We start from the raw sequence: 19,731 nt of genomic DNA, 5'->3' as shown, positions 1-19,731 counted from the left end.
CCACCACCCCGCCCCCCTCGACCACTCCCCCGACAGAAACCCCTGCCCCGAAGCCGACCCCCGAGCCCGAGGCCGCAACCGAGCCCGAGGCCGCAACCGAGCCGGAGCCGACTCCCGAGCCCGAAGCGGAGGTCGAGCCCGAGACGAAGGTCGAGGCCAAGCCCGAGCCCGAGGTCGCCCCCGAGGCGGAGGCCGAGGCCAAGCCCGAGGTGAAGACCGAGGTCGAAGCGGAGGCCGAGGTCGAGCCCAAGGCGGAGGCCGAAACCAAGACCTCACCCGAGCCGGAGCCGACTCCCGAGCCCGAAGCCGAGGTCGCACCCGAGCCCGAGGCCACACCTGAGCCGGAGGCGAAGCCCGAGGTCGCGCCCGAGGCCCCCGAGGCCGAGGTCGCGGCGGCACCCGTAGCCGAGCCGGCGCCTCAGCCCGAGGCCACACCCGAGCCGGAGGCGGAGCCCGAGGCCGAAGCCGAGCCGGAGCCCGCGACGGATGCCGCCCCGGAAGCACAGCCGGAACCGGAACCGGAGCCCGCACCCGCCGACGGCGAGGACACCCCCCAGGGGCCACCCGCACCCGACAACGAGAGCCGCACGGGTGGTGCGGGCGGGAACCACACCGAGGCCGAAGGCGAAGCCGAGGCCGAGCCGACCACCCCCTCGCTGCCGCAGGCACTCACCACCGCCCACACCGCCGCCGCCACCACCCTCGCGGAGCACGGCCTCACCGGCACCCGCGCCGCCGTCTACCTCGTGCTCGACCGCTCCGCGTCCATGCGCCCGTACTACAAGGACGGCTCCGCACAGGCCCTCGCCGAGCAGACCCTCGCCCTCGCCGCCCACCTCACCAGCGACCCCGGGACCACCACGGTCAAGGTCGTCTTCTTCTCGACCGAGGTCGACGGCACCGGCGAGCTCACCCTCACCGACCACGAGAACAAGATCGACACCCTGCACGCCTCCCTCGGCCGCATGGGCCGGACCAGCTACCACGCGGCCGTGGCAGAGGTCCTCGCCCTGCACGACAAGGCCGCCCCCGCGGGCACCCCCGCCCTGGTGGTCTTCCAGACGGACGGCGCCCCCGACGCGAAGACCCCCGCCACCCAGGCCCTCACCGAGGCGGCGAAGACCCACCCCGCGGTCTTCTTCTCCTTCGTCGCCTTCGGCGACCCGGAGAACAAGGCCTTCGACTACCTCCGCAAGCTCAAGACGCCGAACACGGCCCACTTCCTCGCCGGCCCGTCCCCCCTGGAACTCACCGACAAGGAGCTCTACGAGGCCGTCCTGAAGTCCTGGCGCCCGTAGTCCCACGGGGAGCACCCCCAGCACGTCCCGCGCCGCCCGCTTCTCAGCACGTAGAACGAGAAGCGGGCGGCGCACCCGTGTCGGCTACGATTTGAAGGTTCCGTACGTTTCGACCTGGGAGCAGCCACCGATGGCTCGACACCTCATCACCAGCGCCCTTCCGTACATCAACGGGATCAAGCACCTGGGCAACATGGTGGGGTCCATGCTCCCGGCAGACGTCTACTCCCGTTACATGCGCCAGCGCGGCCACGAGGTCCTGTACATCTGCGCGACCGACGAGCACGGCACCCCCGCCGAACTGGCGGCGAAGGAGCAGGGCCTCCCGGTCGACACGTTCTGCGCACAGGCACACGACGCGCAGAAGGCGGTCTACGACGGCTTCAACCTCGCCTTCGACCACTTCGGCCGCAGTTCGTCGCCGCAGAACGTCGAGATCACCCAGCACTTCGCCCGCCGTCTGAACGAGAACGGTTTCATCGAGGAGCGCTCGATCCGGCAGGTCTACAGCCCGGCCGACGGCCGCTTCCTCCCGGACCGCTACGTGGAGGGCACCTGCCCCCACTGCGGCTACGACAAGGCCCGCGGCGACCAGTGCGAGAACTGCACGCGCGTACTGGACCCGACCGACCTGCTCGACCCGCGTTCGGCGATCTCCGGCTCCACGGACCTGGAGGTCCGCGAGACCAAGCACCTCTTCCTCCTCCAGTCGAAGCTCCAGCACGAGGTCGAGGAGTGGGTCGCCCGGCACGAGGAGGAGTGGCCCCATCTGGCGGCCTCCATCGCCCGCAAGTGGCTGACCGAGGGCCTGCACGACCGTTCGATCACCCGCGACCTGGACTGGGGCGTCCCGGTGCCGGCCGACACCTGGCCGGAGCTGGCGGCCGAGGGCAAGGTCTTCTACGTCTGGTTCGACGCCCCGATCGAGTACATCGCCGCGACGAAGGAGTGGGCGGACTCCGCGCCCGAGGGCGAGACGCGGGACTGGAAGTCCTGGTGGTACGAGGCGGACGACACCGTCCGTTACACGGAGTTCATGGCGAAGGACAACGTCCCCTTCCACACGGTGATGTTCCCGGCCACCCAGCTGGGAGTCCGCGAGCCGTGGAAGAAGGTCGACTACGTCAAGGCCTTCAACTGGCTGACGTACTACGGCGGCAAGTTCTCCACCTCCCAGAAGCGGGGCGTCTTCACCGACCAGGCGCTGGACGTCCTCCCGGCCGACTACTGGCGGTACTTCCTCATCGCCAACGCGCCCGAGTCGGACGACTCGTCCTTCACCTGGGAGCACTTCACCGCCACGGTGAACAAGGACCTGGCCGACACCCTCGGCAACTTCGTCAACCGTGTCCTGTCCTTCTCGAAGAAGCGCTTCGGCGAGGAGGTCCCGGCGGGCGGCGAGCCCGGCGAGGCGGAGACCCGGCTCGGTGAGGAGATCGCGGGGCTCCTCGCGGAGTACGAGTCCCAGATGGAGGCGAAGCAGTTCCGCAAGGCGGCGGCCGCGCTGCGCGCCCTGTGGTCCGCGGGCAACTCCTACCTGGAGGAGAAGGCCCCCTGGCTGGAGATCAAGACCGACAAGGACGCCGCCGCCCTCACCCTGCGCACGGCGATGAACCTGATCCGCCTGTACGCGGTGGTGTCGGAGCCGCTCATCCCGACGGCGGCGGCGGCGATGCGCCAGACGTTCTCCCTCGCCGACGACACGGCGTCCTGGGTCACCGCCGAGGAGGCCCGCGCTCTCACGTCGGTCCCCGCCGGCACCCCCTTCACCGTCCCGCCGGTCCTCTTCGCCAAGCTGACGGACGACGACCTGGAGGCGTACAAGGAGCGCTTCGGCGGCGAGCCGGAGCCCGCGTAACGACCGCGCACCACCGACGTCAGGGCCCGGGAACAAAGGTTCCCGGGCCCTGACGCGTCCGTTAGCGTCGCGGTACGACCACGTCACGCAGGGGGAGCACTCATGGCACTGTTCGGCAACGCACACAGCATCGACCCGGCGTCGGCACAGCAGGACTACGCCCGTCTCCTGGGCCACGGCGAGCAGGTGCACGCCGCCTACCTGCTGATCCGCGACACCATCCTCTTCACCGACCGCCGGCTGATCATGATCGACAAGCAGGGCATCACCGGCAAGAAGACCGAGTACCACTCGATCCCGTACCGCAGCATCACCCACTTCGCCGTCGAGACCGCCGGCCACTTCGACCTCGACGCCGAGCTGAAGATCTGGATCTCGGGCACCCCGGCCCCGGTGGAGAAGACCTTCACCAAGGGCGTCGACATCTACGAGGTCCAGGCCATCCTCACCCAGTTCGTGGCCCGCTGACCCGAGCCCCCGGAGAGCGGGGCGACGGCGGATCGGCAGCCCGTGCTCCTGTCACCCACGCCCCGCGGTGCCCGCCTCGCCCGGCTGCTCGCCACGGACTGGATGCGCGACCGGGTGCGCGACCGGGACCTGCCCCACCGCGTCAGCGAGGCCGCCGAACACCTCGTCGCCGAACTCGCCGCGAACGCGGCCACCCACGGCCGGCTCGCCGGGCGCGACTTCCGCCTCGCGCTCCTGGACCGCGGCGCGACCCTCCGCATCGAGGTCACGGGTACCCGCGGTGACGATCTCCCGCGCCCCAGCCGGCCCGCCCCCGACGCCGAGCACCTCGCCCCCGGCGTCGCCGCCCGGCTGGAACGGGACCTCAGCCCCACCGCCGTACGCAAGGCCCTGGCCGACGGCCTGCCCCTGGAGCCCCTGGTCCGGCCCGCCGCCTTCCTGGCCCACCGCCTGACGGTCAAACTGCCGCCCCTCCCACCGTTCCGCGCCCCCGAACCGCCCCCGCCCGTCCGGTACCCCCTGCGCAACTGCGACACGTGCGACCACGCCTACCGCGGCCCCGACCCCCACCACTGCCAGGGCTGCGCCTCGGCGGGTGTCGGTTCCGGTGTCCCCGACACCGGAACCGACGAGCCGTCCCTCGTTGAGCAGGGCCGACCGTGACAGGCCGCTCGCGGCCTGCCCGGTTCCCGGTCCGGCTCCTCCGCGGCCCCGCCCGGATACCCTGGCCAGGGCACCCTGTGGAGGACACCATGAGTACTCAGGCCGATCACGGACACGAGCTGATCCCACGTCCCGAGCAGACTCCTGACGCCCTGCGCACTGCTCTCGCCGTGGTCGATCCGGGGCGCCTGGACGAGATGCAGGCCACAAAGGACGACGCCTTCACCAAAGCCGTGGAGTGGCAGTCCCTGAGCCCCGTGCGGAGCTGGGTCCTCACTTGGGCCCGAGACATCGAGATCGCCCGACGCCCTGCTCTGGCCTCCCGCTTCGCGCAGGCACAGAGCAGGCTGGAGCACGAGAATTCCGCCATCGCCGAGGAGGCTCTGCGGGAGCTGAGCGCCGTCCTGGACGAAGCCATGGAAGCAGTGCGCGGTTGAGCTGGAAGTGGGAGTACGCCTTCGGTGCGGAGGAAACCGCCCGCACCGCACCCGCCGACTTCCTCGCCGGTGTGAAGAGGAAGGCGGACGAGCTGGTCAGAGCCGCCGAAGCCGTCCACATTCACGGCCGGGCCCACGAGGGCATCGACCCGAAGGGGGGCGACGTCATCGTCCCCGGCGGCATGTTCAGATACCAGGTCGTCGTACGCAGCGAACGTGTCTACATCGTCCAGATCACCTACCTGGGGTACTGAAATCAATGACGACCGCTCTGCGGGACACACCGCAGAGCATCGCCGACCCGATCATCGAACTCGTCGCACAAGGCCTGGGCAAGCACCCGGCCGCACACCTGTGGAGGAAACTGGTGGCCGTGGACCTCTCCTTTTACAAGTCGCCCCTCTCCGAGGAAATCCGCGAGGAGGGCCGAGCCGAGGGCGAGGCGCGCCGCGCTGCCGAGGACGTCCTGGAAGTGCGCGGCATCGACGTCTCCGAAGCGGTCCGGGAGCGCATCACCGGCTGTGGCGACTCCGAGATCCCGCGCCACTGGCACCGCCGTGCCGTCACGGCCCCGACGGCCGAAGACGTCTTCGAAGACGAGTAGTCACGGCTGCCGGAGGGAACTCCCCGCGTTGCCTGCCGGGGATGCGCGTCATCGGACAGCCCGACGGGAAGGGCCGCCCACCGTCCGAAGAAAGTGCGTCCCCAGCACGCGGATACCTGGAGGTACGACTGTGACCGGCGACAGCTGGCGCGAGCGCAGGCGCGCACTCCTTCGAGACGACCCCGGCGAGACCGAGCGCGCCGCACGTCTCCTCGACCGGCTGGACACCGAAAACCGGGATGACGAGGAGATCGAGGCAGAGCATCGCGCGAGTCGGCTGGCAGCGGCACAGGAGTACGCCCCGCGCGCCCGCCTCGACGAAGAACTGCAGCTCCGGGAGACCAAGGAACGCGATCAGGAGATCATCTTCTCCGGTCGCATCACGGAGCTGCGGGAGAGCGGCCTCGTGAAGGTGAAGACGGGCACGGCCGAGAACGCACCCGCCTACAACGTCCGTTTCGACGAGCCCGAGGAACTGCTGCGCATGCGTCCCGGTCTCGGTGACAACGCCCATTTCCGGGTCCGCTTCCGCCAGCAGCTGGACTCCATGGGCATCGCACGGTCCACGGAGTGCACGTACCTCGGACCGGCCGCCGAACAGACATCGCTGCCGCTCGGACTCCAGGCCCGCTCGTCCTGCCGTGCCGCCGCCCGCAACGGCCCGGCAGGGGCTCTCTGCGCGGCCGAGGGCGTCAGGGCCCGGCCACGGATTCGCCTCGGACTGTAAGAAGGGGCTCGGGCCGGACATAAGCAGGGGTGGAGGCGATGTGGATACTGGGACTGACGAACAGCGGTTCACCCGGCTGTACCGGCAGCACTATGCAGCTGTTGCTGCCTACGTACGCCGCCGGATCTCGCCCGACCAGGTGGTCGACGTGGTGTCCGAAGTCTTCCTCGTTGCATGGCGCCGGTTCGAGACGATGCCCGGGAACGCCGAGTTGCCCTGGTTGTACGGGGTGGCGCGGCATACGCTCTCCAGCACCTACCGGTCGGATGAGCGTCGGCTCGGTCTCGTCCGAGCTTTAGCAGCCCAGCCGCGTCAGACGGTTGGTGACCATGCCGACAGTGTGGTGGAGAGTGCCGCCTTGGCAGCAGCGTTCGACTCCCTGAGCGAAACGGACCAGGAGGCGTTGCGTCTGACTGCCTGGGAGGGACTTTCCGCTACTCAGGCCGCCAAGGCGCTGGAGTGCACTGTTGCCAGCTTCCATGTCCGTCTGCACCGCGCTCGGAAGCGCCTCAGACTCAATCTGGAGGCCGCATCCGCAGATGTCTCGTCGCGTTTCTCGGTTCTGCACCGCGATGCGGCCGTACGGAATGGGAGCAGAGGAGATGCGTGACATGGACAGAGCCCTCCAGGCCCTGGACCCCGCGGCGGGGTCGACCGACGAGCCCGATGAAGTCGCTCTCCAGCACATCCTCTCCTCGGGACGCGCCCAGGACGCCGGAAGTGATCGATCGCGTCGACCGGCGCGGAGGTGGGTGCTTGCCGCTGCCGCCGCCGTGACAGCCGGAGCGCTGGGTCTGGTTGCCACCAACATGCTCGGAACGGCTGACCAGCCTGCTTATGCCGTCACTCCCGCACCACTGGAGTATCGGAACAGTGATGTGACAGCGGCTGAAGTCCTGGAAAGAATCGCGAAACATACGGCGAAGCTCCCTGATGATTCCAGGGCTGACACAACCAACCGATTCGTACAGGACAGTTGGTCTCTCGCGACCACCATCGACGGCACCCGGGTCACTTCAGCGGTGATTCCCGAACGTCGCGAGACCTGGGTGGCAGCGGACGGATCCCGTAAGTGGAAGGTCCGGACCCGCCCTCCGCAGTTCTCTTCCGAAGATCAGCGTCAAGCCTGGGAGGCCGCCGGCGCAGTCGGAAGTGAACCAGAGCGCTACTCAGGCAGCTCCGGCCCTGCTACCGGTGAACAACCTCCGCCGCAAGACGCGGCAGGTATGCGCAAGTGGCTGGCCGCGGCTTCGGGCAGCTTCGGTCCAGGTGAAATGTTCAGTCGGATCCATGACGCCTACTTGGACCACACCTTCTCTCCCGAACAACGTGCTGCGATTCTTCGTGAACTCAAGAGCGCAAACGGAATCAGGTACCGCGGAACGGTGATCGACCGTGCAGGCCGGAGCGGTGCCGCGTTCTCCGTGAATTCCACCTACAGTGGTCTCGCGACCCAGTACAGCATGGTGTTTGACCAAAACTCCGGAAAGCTCTTGTCCTATGAAGAAGAGCTGACGGGCTCTGCGGGGAAGCTGAACGTTGAAACTCCCGCCGTGATCTCTTACTGCACTTACCTCAAAGGTTAGCAATGCGGTGGGGGCGCACTGCTGCGCCCCCCACCGCCGCACGTCAAGAGGCCCGGAAGCAATCCGCCTTGTCGTTCTTCGAGTTTCCGACGTAGGAAGACCGGCTGTGCGCAGCCTCTGTCCAGAGGGTGGGACTGAAACCCGACTTACACCCATCGAACACCGTGATCGTCTTTGCGCCCTTATTCGACCAAGATGATGTCTGATTGGCGAAGCCGTAGTCGGAAAACCTCACCGCAGTCGGGTCGTGCTTCTCGTTCCACTGCAGCCTGCGACCCCCGAAGTCCCGATTCTGGTAGAAGCAGTACCAGTCATTACCGAAGACTTGAGTCGGGCAGTTGTCCGAAGCTGCCAGGCCTACTGTTGGTTCTTCGGCCGGAGTGCCGGGCAGGCCCGCCACCTCGGCCTGAAGCCTTTGCGCCGCAGGACTGCTGGCCGGGGCCGTGGCCTCGCCCGGCATCGGGAAGGCCATGATGACGTCACCGTCATTCCAGGCGATCTCGTTCCGGCTGATCTGAACGCCGCCTTCAGTGGCGTCGAGGACCTGATTGATCTCCTGCTGGAGGGTGTCCGACGCCGAGGCGGCCTGCGCCTCGGCCGTCGGCATGAGGGCGAAACCCATGATGCCGACTGCCGCTAACCATCTGTGAGGCCTGGGCATGATCTTCCCCCTGATGCAAGTATCGAACCTGAGTTCGCTTTTGGATGGGTCGGGAAGATCCTTCACCATGCTGCGAAGCGGAGACAGTCACCTTTCGGTCGTTGTGGCGGACCGAGCCTGAAGATCGGAAGAGCGTCCAGCCCCCATACGTCGGACGGCGTGGAACCACCGCCGGGCGAGGCGGCTGATCGGGTTCCGCACGGAAGTGCGTACCCGTTGTCGGTGACCGCCCCTAATCTGGCCCGTGACCCAGCAACCTCTCGCCGGCCCGGACCCCGAGCCCGGCCCCTCCTCCGGTGGGGCGGTGCTGTCCGCGCCCACTCCGCAGCAACTGCGCGACCGGCTCGCCGAGCTGGTCGTGCGCGACCTCCTGGGACCCACCGGGGACGAGCCGGAGGAACTGGCGGGGAACCCGCTGGACCACTACATCATCGGACGGCCGGCCCCCGCGTCGGGCGGTCTCTTCCAGCTCCGGCCGAACCCCTACCGGCCCGAGAAGACCAAATACGTCCACGTCAACTGCGGCGGCGCCGGCAAGGGCCAGCCCACCGCGCTGCCCGCCCGCTTCCTCGTCGCTTGCCCGGCCGGGCACATGGACGACTTCCCCTGGGTCTACTTCGTCCACCGCGGCGCGTCCGACTGCGAGGGGAACACCCTCAGCCCGACCGAGTCCGGCACCACGGGCGAAGCCGCCAACGTCTTCGTGCGGTGCACCTGCGGGGTGCCGCCCCGCTCCATGGCCGACGCCCTCGGCCAGGCCGGCGAGCGGAACCTGCCCGCCTGCCGGGGCCACGGCGAACAGGTCACGTGGCCTTCCCCTTGATCCGCGACACCATCCTCTTCACCGACCGACGCCTCATCCTGATCGTCAAGCAGGGCATCACCGGCAAGAAGACCGAGTACCACTCGATCCCGTACCGCAGCATCACCCACTTCGCCGTCGAGACCGCCGGCCACTTCGACCTCGACGCCGAGCTGAAGATCTGGATCTCGGGCACCCCGGCCCCGGTGGAGAAGACCTTCACCAAGGGCGTCGACATCTACGAGGTCCAGGCCATCCTCACCCAGTTCGTGGCCCGCTGACCCGAGCCCCCGGAGAGCGGGGCGACGCCCCGCTCCCCTGGAACGTTTCTCCAGCTCCCGAAAGGGTGAATGCCCCCGCACTGGACACGGTGGCCCATGGATTCGCGTCCCTCGCTCCGCACACCGTGTCGTACTGCTTCGAGCTGGTGGCAATCGGCCTGGAGAACACTCCTTCCAAGAAATGGAGAGATCTGATGAGCATCGGCACCCACTTCCCGGGAAGCGGGACCCTGGTCGAGGAGAAGTACCTGGAGGGCAAGGCCGAAGGAAAAGTCGAGGACATCCTGCGTGTGCTGAAGGTACGCGGGCTCACGGTCTCCGACAGCGTCCACGAGCGCATCACCACCTGCACCGACCTCGACACGCTCACCGCCTGGTTCGATCGCTCCTTGACGGCCACCACGGCCGAGGACGTCCTCAAGGAGGGCCCGGCCCTGCCGGCGGACGTCTCCGAACAGCCCTGAAGACGTGGCGTCAGGCCGCTCACATCCGTCGTGAACGACGACGAGGGCCCGGGACCGATGTCGGATGCTGTTGGTTGATTCGGGCCCGATTGCCTCGCCCCGTCGCCATGCGGCGAGGCGGAGCGCTCTCAGGGGACTGGTGAAGACCTCCGCCGAGCAGTACACACCCGTCTTCGACGCCCTCGCCCTCACTTCGCGCTCCCTCCCCGTGGCTTGTTCAAGATCCGGGAGCATGAAAAGAGCTGAAAACCCCCTGGTAGAGTCCGCTCACTTGTGCGAGGGCAGGGGACCCTCGCGGGGAGGGAACCTCACGTGGGCAGACACGCCCTGGGACGGGGCGGTCTGGCCGCCACCGTCGCCACGCTCGCGGTCGCCGTCGCGGCCGCATCCGTCACCGTCCTCACCGGAAGCAGTGACCCCGCTCGGGCCGCAGGCGCGCAGAGCGCGGCCGGCACCACCAGGATCACGCTCACCGGCCCGGCCTCGACCCAGCCGCGCGGCGAACGGCCGTTCGCCGCCGGTCCCAGCGGCTTCCTGCACCGGCAGTCGGGAGTCCCCGGACTGCTGTGGACGAGCTACGCGGACGGCACCACCGTCGGCGTGCGGACCCCGGACGGCGTCTTCACGCCGACGGCGCCGTGCGAGGACCTCGGCTCGACGTGCCGACAGGCCTGGTACGGCTCGGACGGCGACCTCGTCGCCCTGCCGACGAGCACGTCCGCCACCACCGTCACCCTGTGGGACCCGGCCACCCGCAAGACGTCGACCGTGACGTCCGCGTACCCCTACCGGGCGCTGGCCGGGACCACCGTCGTCACCAGCCGTACCCTCGTCGACACCGTGGCCGGCGAGCGCCGCGAGCGCCCCTTCGCACCGGCCGACGTGGTGGTCAACGACGGTTACGTCCTGGCCGCCGACGCGGCCGGGGTGCTGGTCAGGTCGGGCACCGGCCTGTACTACATCGACATCGAGTCGGCCGCCGTCACCAAGGCGTTCAGCGGCGTCTCCGCCACCGCCCCCGCCGTCCTGAGCGAGGACAGGATCGGCTGGTACGGCGACGGCGGTCTGCACTTCAAGCCGCGCACCGAGCCGGGCGGCGAGGAGGAGTTCGTCGAGCTGCCGGGTCCCTACCAGAGTGCCAAGCCGGTCCTGACCGGTGACTGGCTGCTGCTGCCTCCGCAGACGGGCACCAGCAGTCTGACGGCCCTCTCCCTCACCGACGGCTCGTCCCGCACCCTGCTGGAGAAGGCCGGCAGGTTCGCGGTACGCGGACCCGGCGACACCGCTCTCGTCAGCGGCGGCACGGGCGCCACCGACTGGTGGGTGCAGCGCGTGAGCACGGCTGCGGACGGCACGCCGAAGCTGACGAAGCTGTACCAGGTGCCCGCGGTCGAGCACGCCAAGACGGGCATCGCCCTCAGCCGCGGCAGCCTGCGGGTCGCACAGGTCGACCCCGGCAACGCCAACGGTCTCCACGCCACCTCCGTACGGACCCTGACGACCAACGGCGGTACGGTCCTCACCGCGTCCCCCGCCACCGAGAGCACCAAGATCAACCCGAGGTGCCCCCACCCGGGCACCACGTGCTCGGCCCTGTGGGGCAACACGGTCACCTCGCCCCGGGACGTCTACCTGGAAGGGGCCTCCGACGTCTACGAGGACGGCCCCGTGCCGGGCTCGGACCGGCTGGTCCCGATCGGCTACAACGCCCTGGGGTTCAACACCACGGGCGGCCGCATCGTCGACGTCTCCGACGACTACGCGGTCTACGACTCCGGCGGTTCCGCCCCGGCCCAGTACGTCGGCCGGTTCGGCTACGGCCAACTGCTGAAGCGCCCGGTCCAGGCCGCCGCCCTCAACGGCCCTGTGCTGTGGAGCGCCACCACCGCCGGCCGGGTCACCTCCTACAGCCTGACGGAGAAGAAGACCCTCACCACGATCACCGTCCCGGGCGCGCGCTGCGTCCCGAGCGAGCTGCAGGCGGCGGGCCGCTGGCTGTACTGGTCCTGCGGCACTTCCTCGGCGGGCGTGTACGACACCAAGGCCGGCACCTCCCGCGCCGTCACCCCGGGTGACGTACTGCTCGGCGACGGCTTCACGGTCCGCCACGACCACGCGGCCGGCACCCTTGTCCTGACCGACGCGGCCACCGGCGCCACCCGCGTACTGGTCTCCGAGGTGCCGGACACCGGCCTGGCCGCCGACCGCCGCCACCGCTGGACCGTGGACGAGTACACGGGCCTGGTGGCCTGGTTCGACGTCCACGAGCGCACCCATGTCGCCACGACCGGCTTCTCCCCGTCGGCCCCGACCGCGTTCACGACGGACGCCGCCACCCAGGCGAACCTGACCGCCTCGAAGCCCTGGACCGGCACCTGGCTGCTGTCCCGCCCCGTCACCTCCTGGTCGCTGACGTTCACGTCCGTGGAGAGCGGCGAGACCGGCAAGGCCACCCGCACCCTCACCGGCGGCGCGGCCGCCGCGCGGGTGACGGCGAACTGGGACGGCAGGACAGCGGGCGGTGTCCGCTTCCCCAACGGCCCGTTCAAGTGGAGCCTGAAGGCGACCGGCCTCGGCACCTCCACGGCCGTGACCATCGGCAGCGGCAGCGGCACGCTGACCGGAGGCTCGCCCGTACGCCACGACTACAGCGGTTCGGACGGCGTCGGCGACCTGCTCACCATGAACTCCACGGGCTCCCTGACCGTCCACCGGGGCACGGGCAAGGGCACCCTCTCGTCCAAGGTGGGCGGTACCGGCTGGCCGAAGGGGACCACGGTCGTGCCCTTCGGTGACCTGAGCGGCGACCGCTGCAACGATCTCGTCGTGCGGCCGAGCAACGGCTCGCTGCGGCTGTACAAACCGAAGTGCGGGGCCGCGCTGAAGGCGTCGACGCCGTACACCACGCTCGGCAAGAGCGGCTGGAACCAGTACGACATCATGGTCTCGACCGGTGACATCACCGGGGACGGACGCCCGGACCTGATCGTCCGCAAGGCGTCCACCGGGGACATGTACCTCTACAAGGGCACCAGCGCGGGCAAGCTCTCCGCCCGTGTCAAGATCATGAGCAACTGGAAGACGTACAGGAAGATCGTCGCCGTCGGCGACATCACCGGTGACGGCATCGGCGACCTGCTCGCCCAGGACAAGTCCAACAACCTCTACCGCTACAACGGCACACGTACCGGCACGTTCAAGGCCCGCGTCAGGATCGCCACCAAGTGGGGCGGCTCCTACAACGCCGTCGTCGGCGTGGGCGACCTCAACCGCGACGGCATCGGCGACCTGATCTCCCGGGACACCTCCGGCAAGCTGTTCCGCAACTACGGCAACGGAAAGGGCGGCATCGGCGCACGGATCCAGATCGGCACCGGCTGGAGCGGGTACAAGGCCCTGTACTGACCGGGTCCGAACGGAAAGCGGCTCGGAACCGGACACCGGTTCCGAGCCGCTTTCATGCTGTGCCTGCGGCCTACTTCGGCTGCGGCTTGCGGACCGTCAGGTGGAGTTCCTTCAGGCGGGCCTCGTCCAGCTCGGTCGGCGCGCCCATCATCAGGTCCTGGGCGTTGCCGTTGAGCGGGAAGGCGATGGTCTCGCGGATGTTGGGCTCGTCGGCGAGGAGCATCACGATGCGGTCGACGCCGGGCGCGATGCCGCCGTGCGGCGGGGCGCCGAAGCGGAACGCACGCAGCATGCCGGCGAACTGCTCCTCGACGGTGTCGCGGTCGTAGCCCGCGATCTCGAAGGCCTTGAGCATGATCTCCGGCTCGTGGTTCCGGATCGCGCCGGAGGACAGTTCGACGCCGTTGCAGACGATGTCGTACTGCCAGCCCAGGATGTCCAGCGGGTCCTGGGTCTCCAGGGCCTCCAGACCGCCCTGCGGCATGGAGAAGGGGTTGTGGGAGAAGTCGATCTTCCCTGTCTCCTCGTCCTTCTCGTACATCGGGAAGTCGACGATCCAGCAGAAGCGGAAGACGCCCTCCTCGAAGTGGCCGGCCCGCTTCGCGGCCTCCACCCGGACCGCTCCCATGATCTTGGAGACCTCGTCGAACTCACCCGCGCCGAAGAACACCGCGTGGCCGGGGGCCAGAGCCAGCCGCTTGGTCAGCTCCGCGACGTTCGCCTCGGTCAGGAACTTCGCGATCGGGCCGGTCAGCGAACCGTCCTCGGTCACCCGCACCCATGCCAGGCCCTTCGCGCCCTGCGCGACGGCGTAGTCGCCGAGCTGGTCGAAGAACTTGCGCGGCTGAGCGGAGACGTCCGGCACCGGCAGCGCGCGGACGTGCTTGCCGGCGAACGCCTTGAACTCCGATCCCTCGAAGACGTCGGTGATGTCGACGAGCTCCAGCTGGGCGCGCAGGTCCGGCTTGTCGGAGCCGTACTTCAGCATCGCCTCGCGGAACGGGATCCGCGGGAACGGCGAGGTCACGTGCCGTCCGTTGCCGAACTCCTCGAAGAGCTCGGTCATGAGCTTCTCGATGGGCTGGAAGACGTCCTCCTGCTCGACGAACGACATCTCCACGTCGAGCTGGTAGAACTCGCCCGGCGAGCGGTCCGCGCGGGCGTCCTCGTCGCGGAAGCAGGGCGCGATCTGGAAGTAGCGGTCGAAGCCGGAGATCATCAGCAGCTGCTTGAACTGCTGCGGGGCCTGCGGCAGCGCGTAGAACTTGCCCGGGTTGAGACGCGACGGGACGACGAAGTCACGGGCGCCCTCGGGGGAGGTGGCGCTGAGGATCGGCGTCGCCATCTCGTTGAAGCCCAGTGCCGTCATCTTGTGGCGGATGGCCGAGATCACCGACGTGCGCAGCAGGATGTTGCGGTGCATGCGCTCGCGGCGCAGGTCCAGGAAGCGGTACTCCAGGCGCCGCTCCTCGTTGACCCCGTCCTCGGTGTTGATCGTGAAGGGGAGGGGGGCCGCCGCGCCCAGCACCTCGACCTCGCCGACCTCGACCTCGATCTCACCGGTCGGCAGCTCGGCGTTGACGTTCTCCGTACCACGGGAGACGACCTTGCCGTCGATCCGGACGACGGTTTCCTTGGAGAGCCGGTCGAGGGTCTCGTAGGAGGGCGTGCCCGGGCGGGCCACGAGCTGCGTGATGCCGTAGTGATCGCGCAGATCGATGAACAGGATGCCGCCCAGGTCGCGCCGATTGTGCAGCCAGCCGCTCAACCGGACGTCGGTACCGACGTCAGTGGCGCGGAGCTCGCCGCAGGTGTGGGACCTGTACCGATGCATCGTCGTTCATCCAGCCTTCGCGGATCGGGGTCTTGGTGTCGGGGTCTTTGTTTCACGTGAAACTCCCCCAAGCCTACCGGCCACCCCAAGATCACTTGCCCCGGACGATCCGCCGGCCATGAGGACAGCGCCGGTGGCGTTTTCCCATCGAATCTTCATAAAGTGGGGCAATGCGAACTGGCGAGCCCTTGCCGCCCATGGCGGATGTCCTCGCCCTTCTCGACACCGGCAGGTGGCACTGGGACACGGCAACCGGGCTGGTCGTGGTCGACGAGGTGGCGGCACGGCTGCTGGGGCTGCCCGCCGAGGAGACCACCCTCACGGAGCCCCAGGTCCGGTCCCGGCTGCACCCGGTCGACTGGAACGAGATCACCGGGGTGGTCCGGCTCGCCGTCGCCGAGGGCACGCTCGCCGAGGTCCGCATTCGGGTCATGGACGACCAGGGGCAGGTCGTGCGGGTGGTGCGCAGCCGCTCCAGGCCGGCCTTCGACCCCCTGCGCAAGGCGTACGTACTGACCGGCACCCTTCAGGAGGTCACCGAGCCGACGCCGGGCACCCCCGCGGGGCGCAGGGCGGTCATCGGCGACTGGCGCCGGTCACGGGAGGCGTTCCTGCTGGACGCCGGCCGGGCGCTGGCCGAGGCGCACTCGACGCAGGAGGTACTGCGGGTCGCGGCCAACCTGTCGATGCCGGGCTTCTCGCCGGACGGGCTCGCGTTGTTCGGCGTCGCGGGCGATCAGCTCACCGTCATCGGCCACCACGGGCACGAACCCGGCGCCGAGGGCTCGTTCCACATGCCGCTGGACACCGCCTACCCGGCAGCCGAGGTGATACGGACGGGCCGCGCCGTCTATCTCTCCAGCCCGGAGCAGTACAAAGCCCGCTACCCCCTCACCTGGCCGCTCGCCGAGCGCTTCGGCCGTCAGTCCTGGGCGTACCTGCCGCTGGTCGTGTCCGGCCGCACGACGGGCGCCTGGCTGGCGGCCTTCGCCCACCCGGTCGCCTTCACCCCCGACGAGCGGTCGGTGCTGACCACCGTGGCGCGGATGCTGGCCCAGGCGCTGTCCCGCGCGGGGACCGCCGAGAGCGAGCGGGCCCTCACCGAGGGTCTGCAGCGCTCGATGCTGCCGAAGCTCGGCCCGCAGCGCATCCCGGGAATGAGCGTCGCCGCCCGGTACGTCCCCACCGGCGGCGGCCTCCAGGTCGGCGGCGACTGGTACGACGTCATCCCGCTGCCGAGCGGACGGTTCGCCCTGGTCATCGGGGATGTGCAGGGCCATGACGTCCAGGCGGCCGGGATCATGGGCCAGCTGCGCATAGCCCTGCGGGCGTACGCCTCCGAGGGGCACCGGCCCGACGCCGTGCTCTCCCGCGCCTCCCGCTTCCTGTACGGGATCGGCGAGGCCGACCCCTACGAGCTGCGCTTCGCGACCTGCCTGTACGTCGAGGTCGACCCCGTCAACGGGGTACTGGAGGTCGCCCGCGCGGGACACCCCGACCCGGCGGTCCGCATGCCCGACGCGACCGTGCTGACCCGGCCGACGGCCGGCGGGCTCCCGCTGGGCATCGACCCGGACGCCGACTACCCCACCACCCGCATAGTCCTGGAACCCGGCGAGACCATGCTGGTCTGCACGGACGGTCTGATCGAGACCGGCGGCCACGACCTGGACACCGGCTGGCAGCGGCTGCGCGGCATCCTCGAACACCACCGGGGCGGACTGGAGGAGCTGGCCGACGCCCTGGTGCAGGCCGTCCACGGCCCCTGCTCGCACCACACCCCCGGACCCCTGATCGACCGCCGCGAGGACGACATCGCCCTGCTGCTGCTCTCCCGACAGGGCCACGACCGCGGCCACGGCACCGGACAGGGCCTGACGGGGCCGTCGGTGCGCCGCACCATGCTGACGGTGGAGCAGACCGAGCCGGAACGGGTCTCGGAGGCCCGGCAGCACCTGCGCGAACTGCTGCACGACTGGTGCTCACCGGACCAGGTCGACTCGGCGGTATTGCTGCTGTCGGAGATGCTCACCAACGTCCTCGTGCACACCGACACCGACGCACTGCTCGTCGCCGAGGTCATCGGCGGGCGGGAGGGACGCCGGATGCGGATCGAGGTCACCGACGCGGGCGACGACCTCCCGCACCGGCGCACACCAGGCGAGCTGGCGTCGTCCGGCCGCGGCCTCCTCCTGATCGAACTCCTGGCCCACACCTGGGGCGTCGACCCCCGGGGCAAGGGGAAGAGCATCTGGTTCGAGCTGCAGGAGCTGCACGAACCGGACGAGCCGGGCGCCGCCGCTCGGACGGGGACCGGCCCCTCACGGTGATGCCGGCGGCGGAGCCTGTTCCCCCGGTGCGGTGTGGCGTCGGCGCAGTTCGCTCAGGACGCCGACGGCCGCCGCCGTCAGCGGCACCGCCATCAGCATGCCGACGATCCCGGCGACCGAGGCGCCCGCGGTGATGGCGAGCAGCACGACCGCCGGATGCATCTGCACGGTGCGGCTCTGGATCATCGGCTGGAGCACATGCCCCTCCAGCAACTGCACCGCGAGCACCACGCCGAGCACCCACAGCGCGATGACGAACCCCCGGTCGGCCAGCGCCACCAGCACGGCCACCGCCCCGGAGATGAACGCCCCCAGGTAGGGGATGTACGCCCCGACGAAGACCAGCGCGCCCAGTCCGACGGCGCCCGGCACCTTGAGGACGAGCAGCCCGACGGTGATGCAGAGCGCGTCGATGAGCGCGATGAAGGTGGTCCCGCGCATGAACCCCTCGACCGCCTGGAAGGCCCGGCGGGCCACGGCCGTCACCGTGTCCCCGGAGCCACGCGGCACCAGCGCGCGCAGTGTGTCGGCGGCGCGGTCGGAATCACGCAGGAAGAAGAACACCAGCAGCAGCGCGAGCACCGCCATGGCGAACGCCTGGCCCACCACGCTGACCCCGCTGATGACGCCCGACGCGGCCGTACCGCCGAACCTGGACAGCAGTTCGCGCGCGTTCGACGCGATGTCGTCCAGCGAGGTGCCGGCCGCCCCGAAGTGCCGGGTGAGATCCCGCGCCGCGATCCTGAGCGAGGCGATGATCTGGTCCCCGGAGTCGATCAGCGCGGACACGACGATGTACACCGCGCCGCCGACCACGGCGACGACCGCGACACAGGTGAGCCCCGCCGACAGGGACCGCTGCACCCCGGCCCGCACCAGCCGCCGGTGCAGGGGCAGCAACAGCGCCGTACCGAGGAGGGCCAGCAGTACGGGGATCACGGCCGCCCGGAATTGCACGCACAGCAGGATCCCGACGTAGCCGACCCCGGAGACGAGCAGGGCGACGGCACACCAGGCGGCGAGACGCCGGACGGATTCGGGCAGCAACGGAGACGGAGAGGAGTCCTGCACACCCCCACACGATCACGCCCGGCACACCCTGTCCAACTCCGCCGCCCCGCCCGGACCCCGTCCCGGAACGGCGAGTGGCCCCGCCCGGAAACGGACGGGGCCACCCCACACACTCGGCCGGTCAGGACTCCCGCGGTCCCGAGCCCGCCATCCCGTGCACCGCCGGGATCGTGCCCAGACGGCCCTTCTGGAAGTCCTCGAACGCCTGCTGGAGCTCCTCGCGGGTGTTCATCACGAACGGGCCGTAGTGGGCCATCGGCTCACGGATCGGCCGGCCGCCGAGGAGGACGACCTCCAGGTCCGGCGTGTTCGAGTCCTGCTTCTCGTCCGCGCGGACGGTCAGCGTGCCACCGGCGCCGAAGACGGCCGTCTGGCCCAGGTGGATCGGACGGCGCTCGGTGCCGACCGCGCCGCGCCCGGCCATCACGTACGCCAGCCCGTTGAAGTCCTCGCGCCACGGCAGGGTCAGCTCCGCACCCGGCGCGAGCGTCGCGTGGATCATCGTGATCGGCGTGTGCGTGATGCCGGGACCCTCGTGACCGTCCAGCTCACCGGCGATGACGCGCAGCAGCGCGCCGCCGTCGGGGGAGGTGAGCAGCTGGACGCTGCCGCCGCGGATGTCCTGGTAGCGCGGCGCCATCATCTTGTCCTTGGCCGGCAGGTTCACCCACAGCTGCAGGCCGTGGAAGAGACCGCCCGACATGACCAGCTGCTCCGGCGGCGCCTCGATGTGCAGCAGACCCGCACCGGCCGTCATCCACTGGGTGTCACCGTTGGTGATGGAGCCGCCGCCGCCGTTGGAGTCCTGGTGGTCGAAGGCGCCGTCGATGATGTAGGTGACGGTCTCGAAGCCGCGGTGGGGGTGCCAGGGGGTGCCCTTGGGCTCACCCGGCGCGTAGTCCACCTCACCCATCTGATCCATCATGATGAACGGGTCGAGATGGCGGTAGTTGATCCCGGCGAACGCCCGGCGCACCGGGAAGCCCTCACCCTCGAAACCGCTCGGCGCGGTCGTGACGGTGAGCACGGGTCGGGCCACGGCGTCGGCGGGCGCGGCCACACGGGGCAGCGTCAGCGGGTTCTCGACGGTCACTGCAGGCATGTCGGTACCTCCTCTTGTACGGCCATCTTAGTTGAACGTTGAACTTCCTGCCACCCCCAACGACGAAAGCCCGGAGGGCATTCCCTCCGGGCTGCAGAGATTCCGGGGCGGGCGGGGGTCACCCGCCCGGCGCGTGACGG

General features: G+C 69.6%; 19 protein-coding genes. 15 read left to right on the top strand and 4 right to left on the bottom strand.

The genetic code is table 11. From position 1 onward, the window contains the following. The 10 genes from DIZ27_RS29430 to DIZ27_RS45260 form a co-directional block, all read left to right on the top strand. A partial coding sequence (locus DIZ27_RS29430; RefSeq protein ID WP_109381494.1) for a VWA domain-containing protein occupies window positions 1-1,298 on the top strand: 1,298 nt, incomplete at its 5' end. A 130-nt stretch (window positions 1,299-1,428) separates the two neighbouring features. Beyond that, entirely contained in the window at window positions 1,429-3,156 is a 1,728-nt protein-coding gene (gene metG, locus DIZ27_RS29425; protein WP_109381493.1) for a methionine--tRNA ligase, read from the top strand. 102 nt (window positions 3,157-3,258) lie between these two features. After that, complete coding sequence (locus DIZ27_RS29420) at window positions 3,259-3,624, top strand: PH domain-containing protein (RefSeq protein WP_109381492.1); 366 nt, start codon at window positions 3,259-3,261, stop codon at window positions 3,622-3,624. 42 nt (window positions 3,625-3,666) lie between these two features. Continuing rightward, window positions 3,667-4,287 (top strand): hypothetical protein, encoded by a 621-nt coding sequence (locus DIZ27_RS48840; protein ID WP_375232013.1) that lies wholly within the window; start codon window positions 3,667-3,669, stop codon window positions 4,285-4,287. A gap of 89 nt (window positions 4,288-4,376) precedes the next feature. After that, window positions 4,377-4,724, top strand: a complete 348-nt coding sequence (locus tag DIZ27_RS29405; protein WP_109381501.1) for a hypothetical protein — start codon at window positions 4,377-4,379, stop codon at window positions 4,722-4,724. After that, the gene (locus tag DIZ27_RS29400; RefSeq protein WP_109381491.1) at window positions 4,721-4,978 is read left to right on the top strand and encodes a hypothetical protein; all 258 of its coding nucleotides are present in this window, start codon (window positions 4,721-4,723) and stop codon (window positions 4,976-4,978) included. Before DIZ27_RS29405 ends, DIZ27_RS29400 begins: the two co-directional genes overlap by 4 nt. Window positions 4,979-4,983: 5 nt before the next feature. Beyond that, complete coding sequence (locus DIZ27_RS29395) at window positions 4,984-5,328, top strand: hypothetical protein (protein ID WP_375232012.1); 345 nt, start codon at window positions 4,984-4,986, stop codon at window positions 5,326-5,328. Between the two features lie 130 nt (window positions 5,329-5,458). Then, window positions 5,459-6,055, top strand: a complete 597-nt coding sequence (locus tag DIZ27_RS29390; RefSeq protein WP_109381490.1) for a hypothetical protein — start codon at window positions 5,459-5,461, stop codon at window positions 6,053-6,055. Window positions 6,056-6,095: 40 nt separating this feature from the next. Continuing rightward, the gene (locus tag DIZ27_RS29385; protein ID WP_109381489.1) at window positions 6,096-6,665 is read left to right on the top strand and encodes an RNA polymerase sigma factor; all 570 of its coding nucleotides are present in this window, start codon (window positions 6,096-6,098) and stop codon (window positions 6,663-6,665) included. Between the two features lies 1 nt (window position 6,666). Next, window positions 6,667-7,641 carry a CU044_5270 family protein gene (locus DIZ27_RS45260; protein WP_146229013.1) on the top strand — a complete coding sequence of 325 codons (975 nt, stop codon included), beginning with the start codon at window positions 6,667-6,669 and terminating at the stop codon, window positions 7,639-7,641. A gap of 43 nt (window positions 7,642-7,684) precedes the next feature. Here the strand turns inward: DIZ27_RS45260 and DIZ27_RS29380 are convergent, their stop codons facing one another. Continuing rightward, window positions 7,685-8,371, bottom strand: a complete 687-nt coding sequence (locus DIZ27_RS29380) for a peptidase inhibitor family I36 protein (RefSeq protein WP_258308591.1) — start codon at window positions 8,369-8,371, stop codon at window positions 7,685-7,687. A gap of 175 nt (window positions 8,372-8,546) precedes the next feature. Between DIZ27_RS29380 and DIZ27_RS29375 the strand changes: the two genes are divergently transcribed. The 4 genes from DIZ27_RS29375 (at window position 8,547) to DIZ27_RS29360 (ending at window position 13,254) form a co-directional block, all read left to right on the top strand. Beyond that, window positions 8,547-9,125, top strand: coding sequence for a hypothetical protein (locus tag DIZ27_RS29375; protein ID WP_109381488.1), 579 nt, complete (start codon window positions 8,547-8,549; stop codon window positions 9,123-9,125). Further along, complete coding sequence (locus tag DIZ27_RS29370) at window positions 9,017-9,385, top strand: PH domain-containing protein (RefSeq protein ID WP_109381499.1); 369 nt, start codon at window positions 9,017-9,019, stop codon at window positions 9,383-9,385. Before DIZ27_RS29375 ends, DIZ27_RS29370 begins: the two co-directional genes overlap by 109 nt. 194 nt (window positions 9,386-9,579) lie before the next feature. After that, a complete protein-coding gene (locus DIZ27_RS29365; RefSeq protein ID WP_146229012.1) occupies window positions 9,580-9,849 on the top strand; it encodes a hypothetical protein in 270 nt (89 codons plus the stop codon). A gap of 312 nt (window positions 9,850-10,161) precedes the next feature. Beyond that, complete coding sequence (locus DIZ27_RS29360) at window positions 10,162-13,254, top strand: VCBS repeat-containing protein (protein WP_109381486.1); 3,093 nt, start codon at window positions 10,162-10,164, stop codon at window positions 13,252-13,254. Between the two features lie 70 nt (window positions 13,255-13,324). On the opposite strand, the gene aspS is transcribed toward DIZ27_RS29360, so the two are convergent. Next, window positions 13,325-15,088: an aspartate--tRNA ligase gene (aspS, locus tag DIZ27_RS29355; RefSeq protein WP_109381485.1), complete on the bottom strand. Its 1,764-nt coding sequence runs from the start codon at window positions 15,086-15,088 to the stop codon at window positions 13,325-13,327. Window positions 15,089-15,258: 170 nt separating this feature from the next. On the opposite strand from aspS, the gene DIZ27_RS29350 reads away from it, so the two are divergent. After that, the gene (locus tag DIZ27_RS29350; RefSeq protein WP_109381484.1) at window positions 15,259-17,418 is read left to right on the top strand and encodes a SpoIIE family protein phosphatase; all 2,160 of its coding nucleotides are present in this window, start codon (window positions 15,259-15,261) and stop codon (window positions 17,416-17,418) included. Here DIZ27_RS29350 and DIZ27_RS29345 read toward each other — a convergent pair. Together DIZ27_RS29345 and DIZ27_RS29340 are read right to left on the bottom strand one after the other, a co-directional pair. Then, the gene (locus tag DIZ27_RS29345; RefSeq protein WP_181383742.1) at window positions 17,410-18,489 is read right to left on the bottom strand and encodes an AI-2E family transporter; all 1,080 of its coding nucleotides are present in this window, start codon (window positions 18,487-18,489) and stop codon (window positions 17,410-17,412) included. The genes DIZ27_RS29350 and DIZ27_RS29345 overlap by 9 nt on opposite strands. A gap of 121 nt (window positions 18,490-18,610) precedes the next feature. Then, window positions 18,611-19,591: a pirin family protein gene (locus tag DIZ27_RS29340; RefSeq protein WP_109381482.1), complete on the bottom strand. Its 981-nt coding sequence runs from the start codon at window positions 19,589-19,591 to the stop codon at window positions 18,611-18,613. Window positions 19,592-19,731: the final 140 nt, after the last annotated feature.

Source organism: Streptomyces sp. NWU339 (genome assembly GCF_003143855.1).
In the GTDB taxonomy this organism is placed as follows: Bacteria; Actinomycetota; Actinomycetes; order Streptomycetales; family Streptomycetaceae; genus Streptomyces.
The sequence above is the reverse complement of the archived record's forward strand: the minus strand, read 5'-3'. Positions and strand labels throughout refer to the sequence as shown.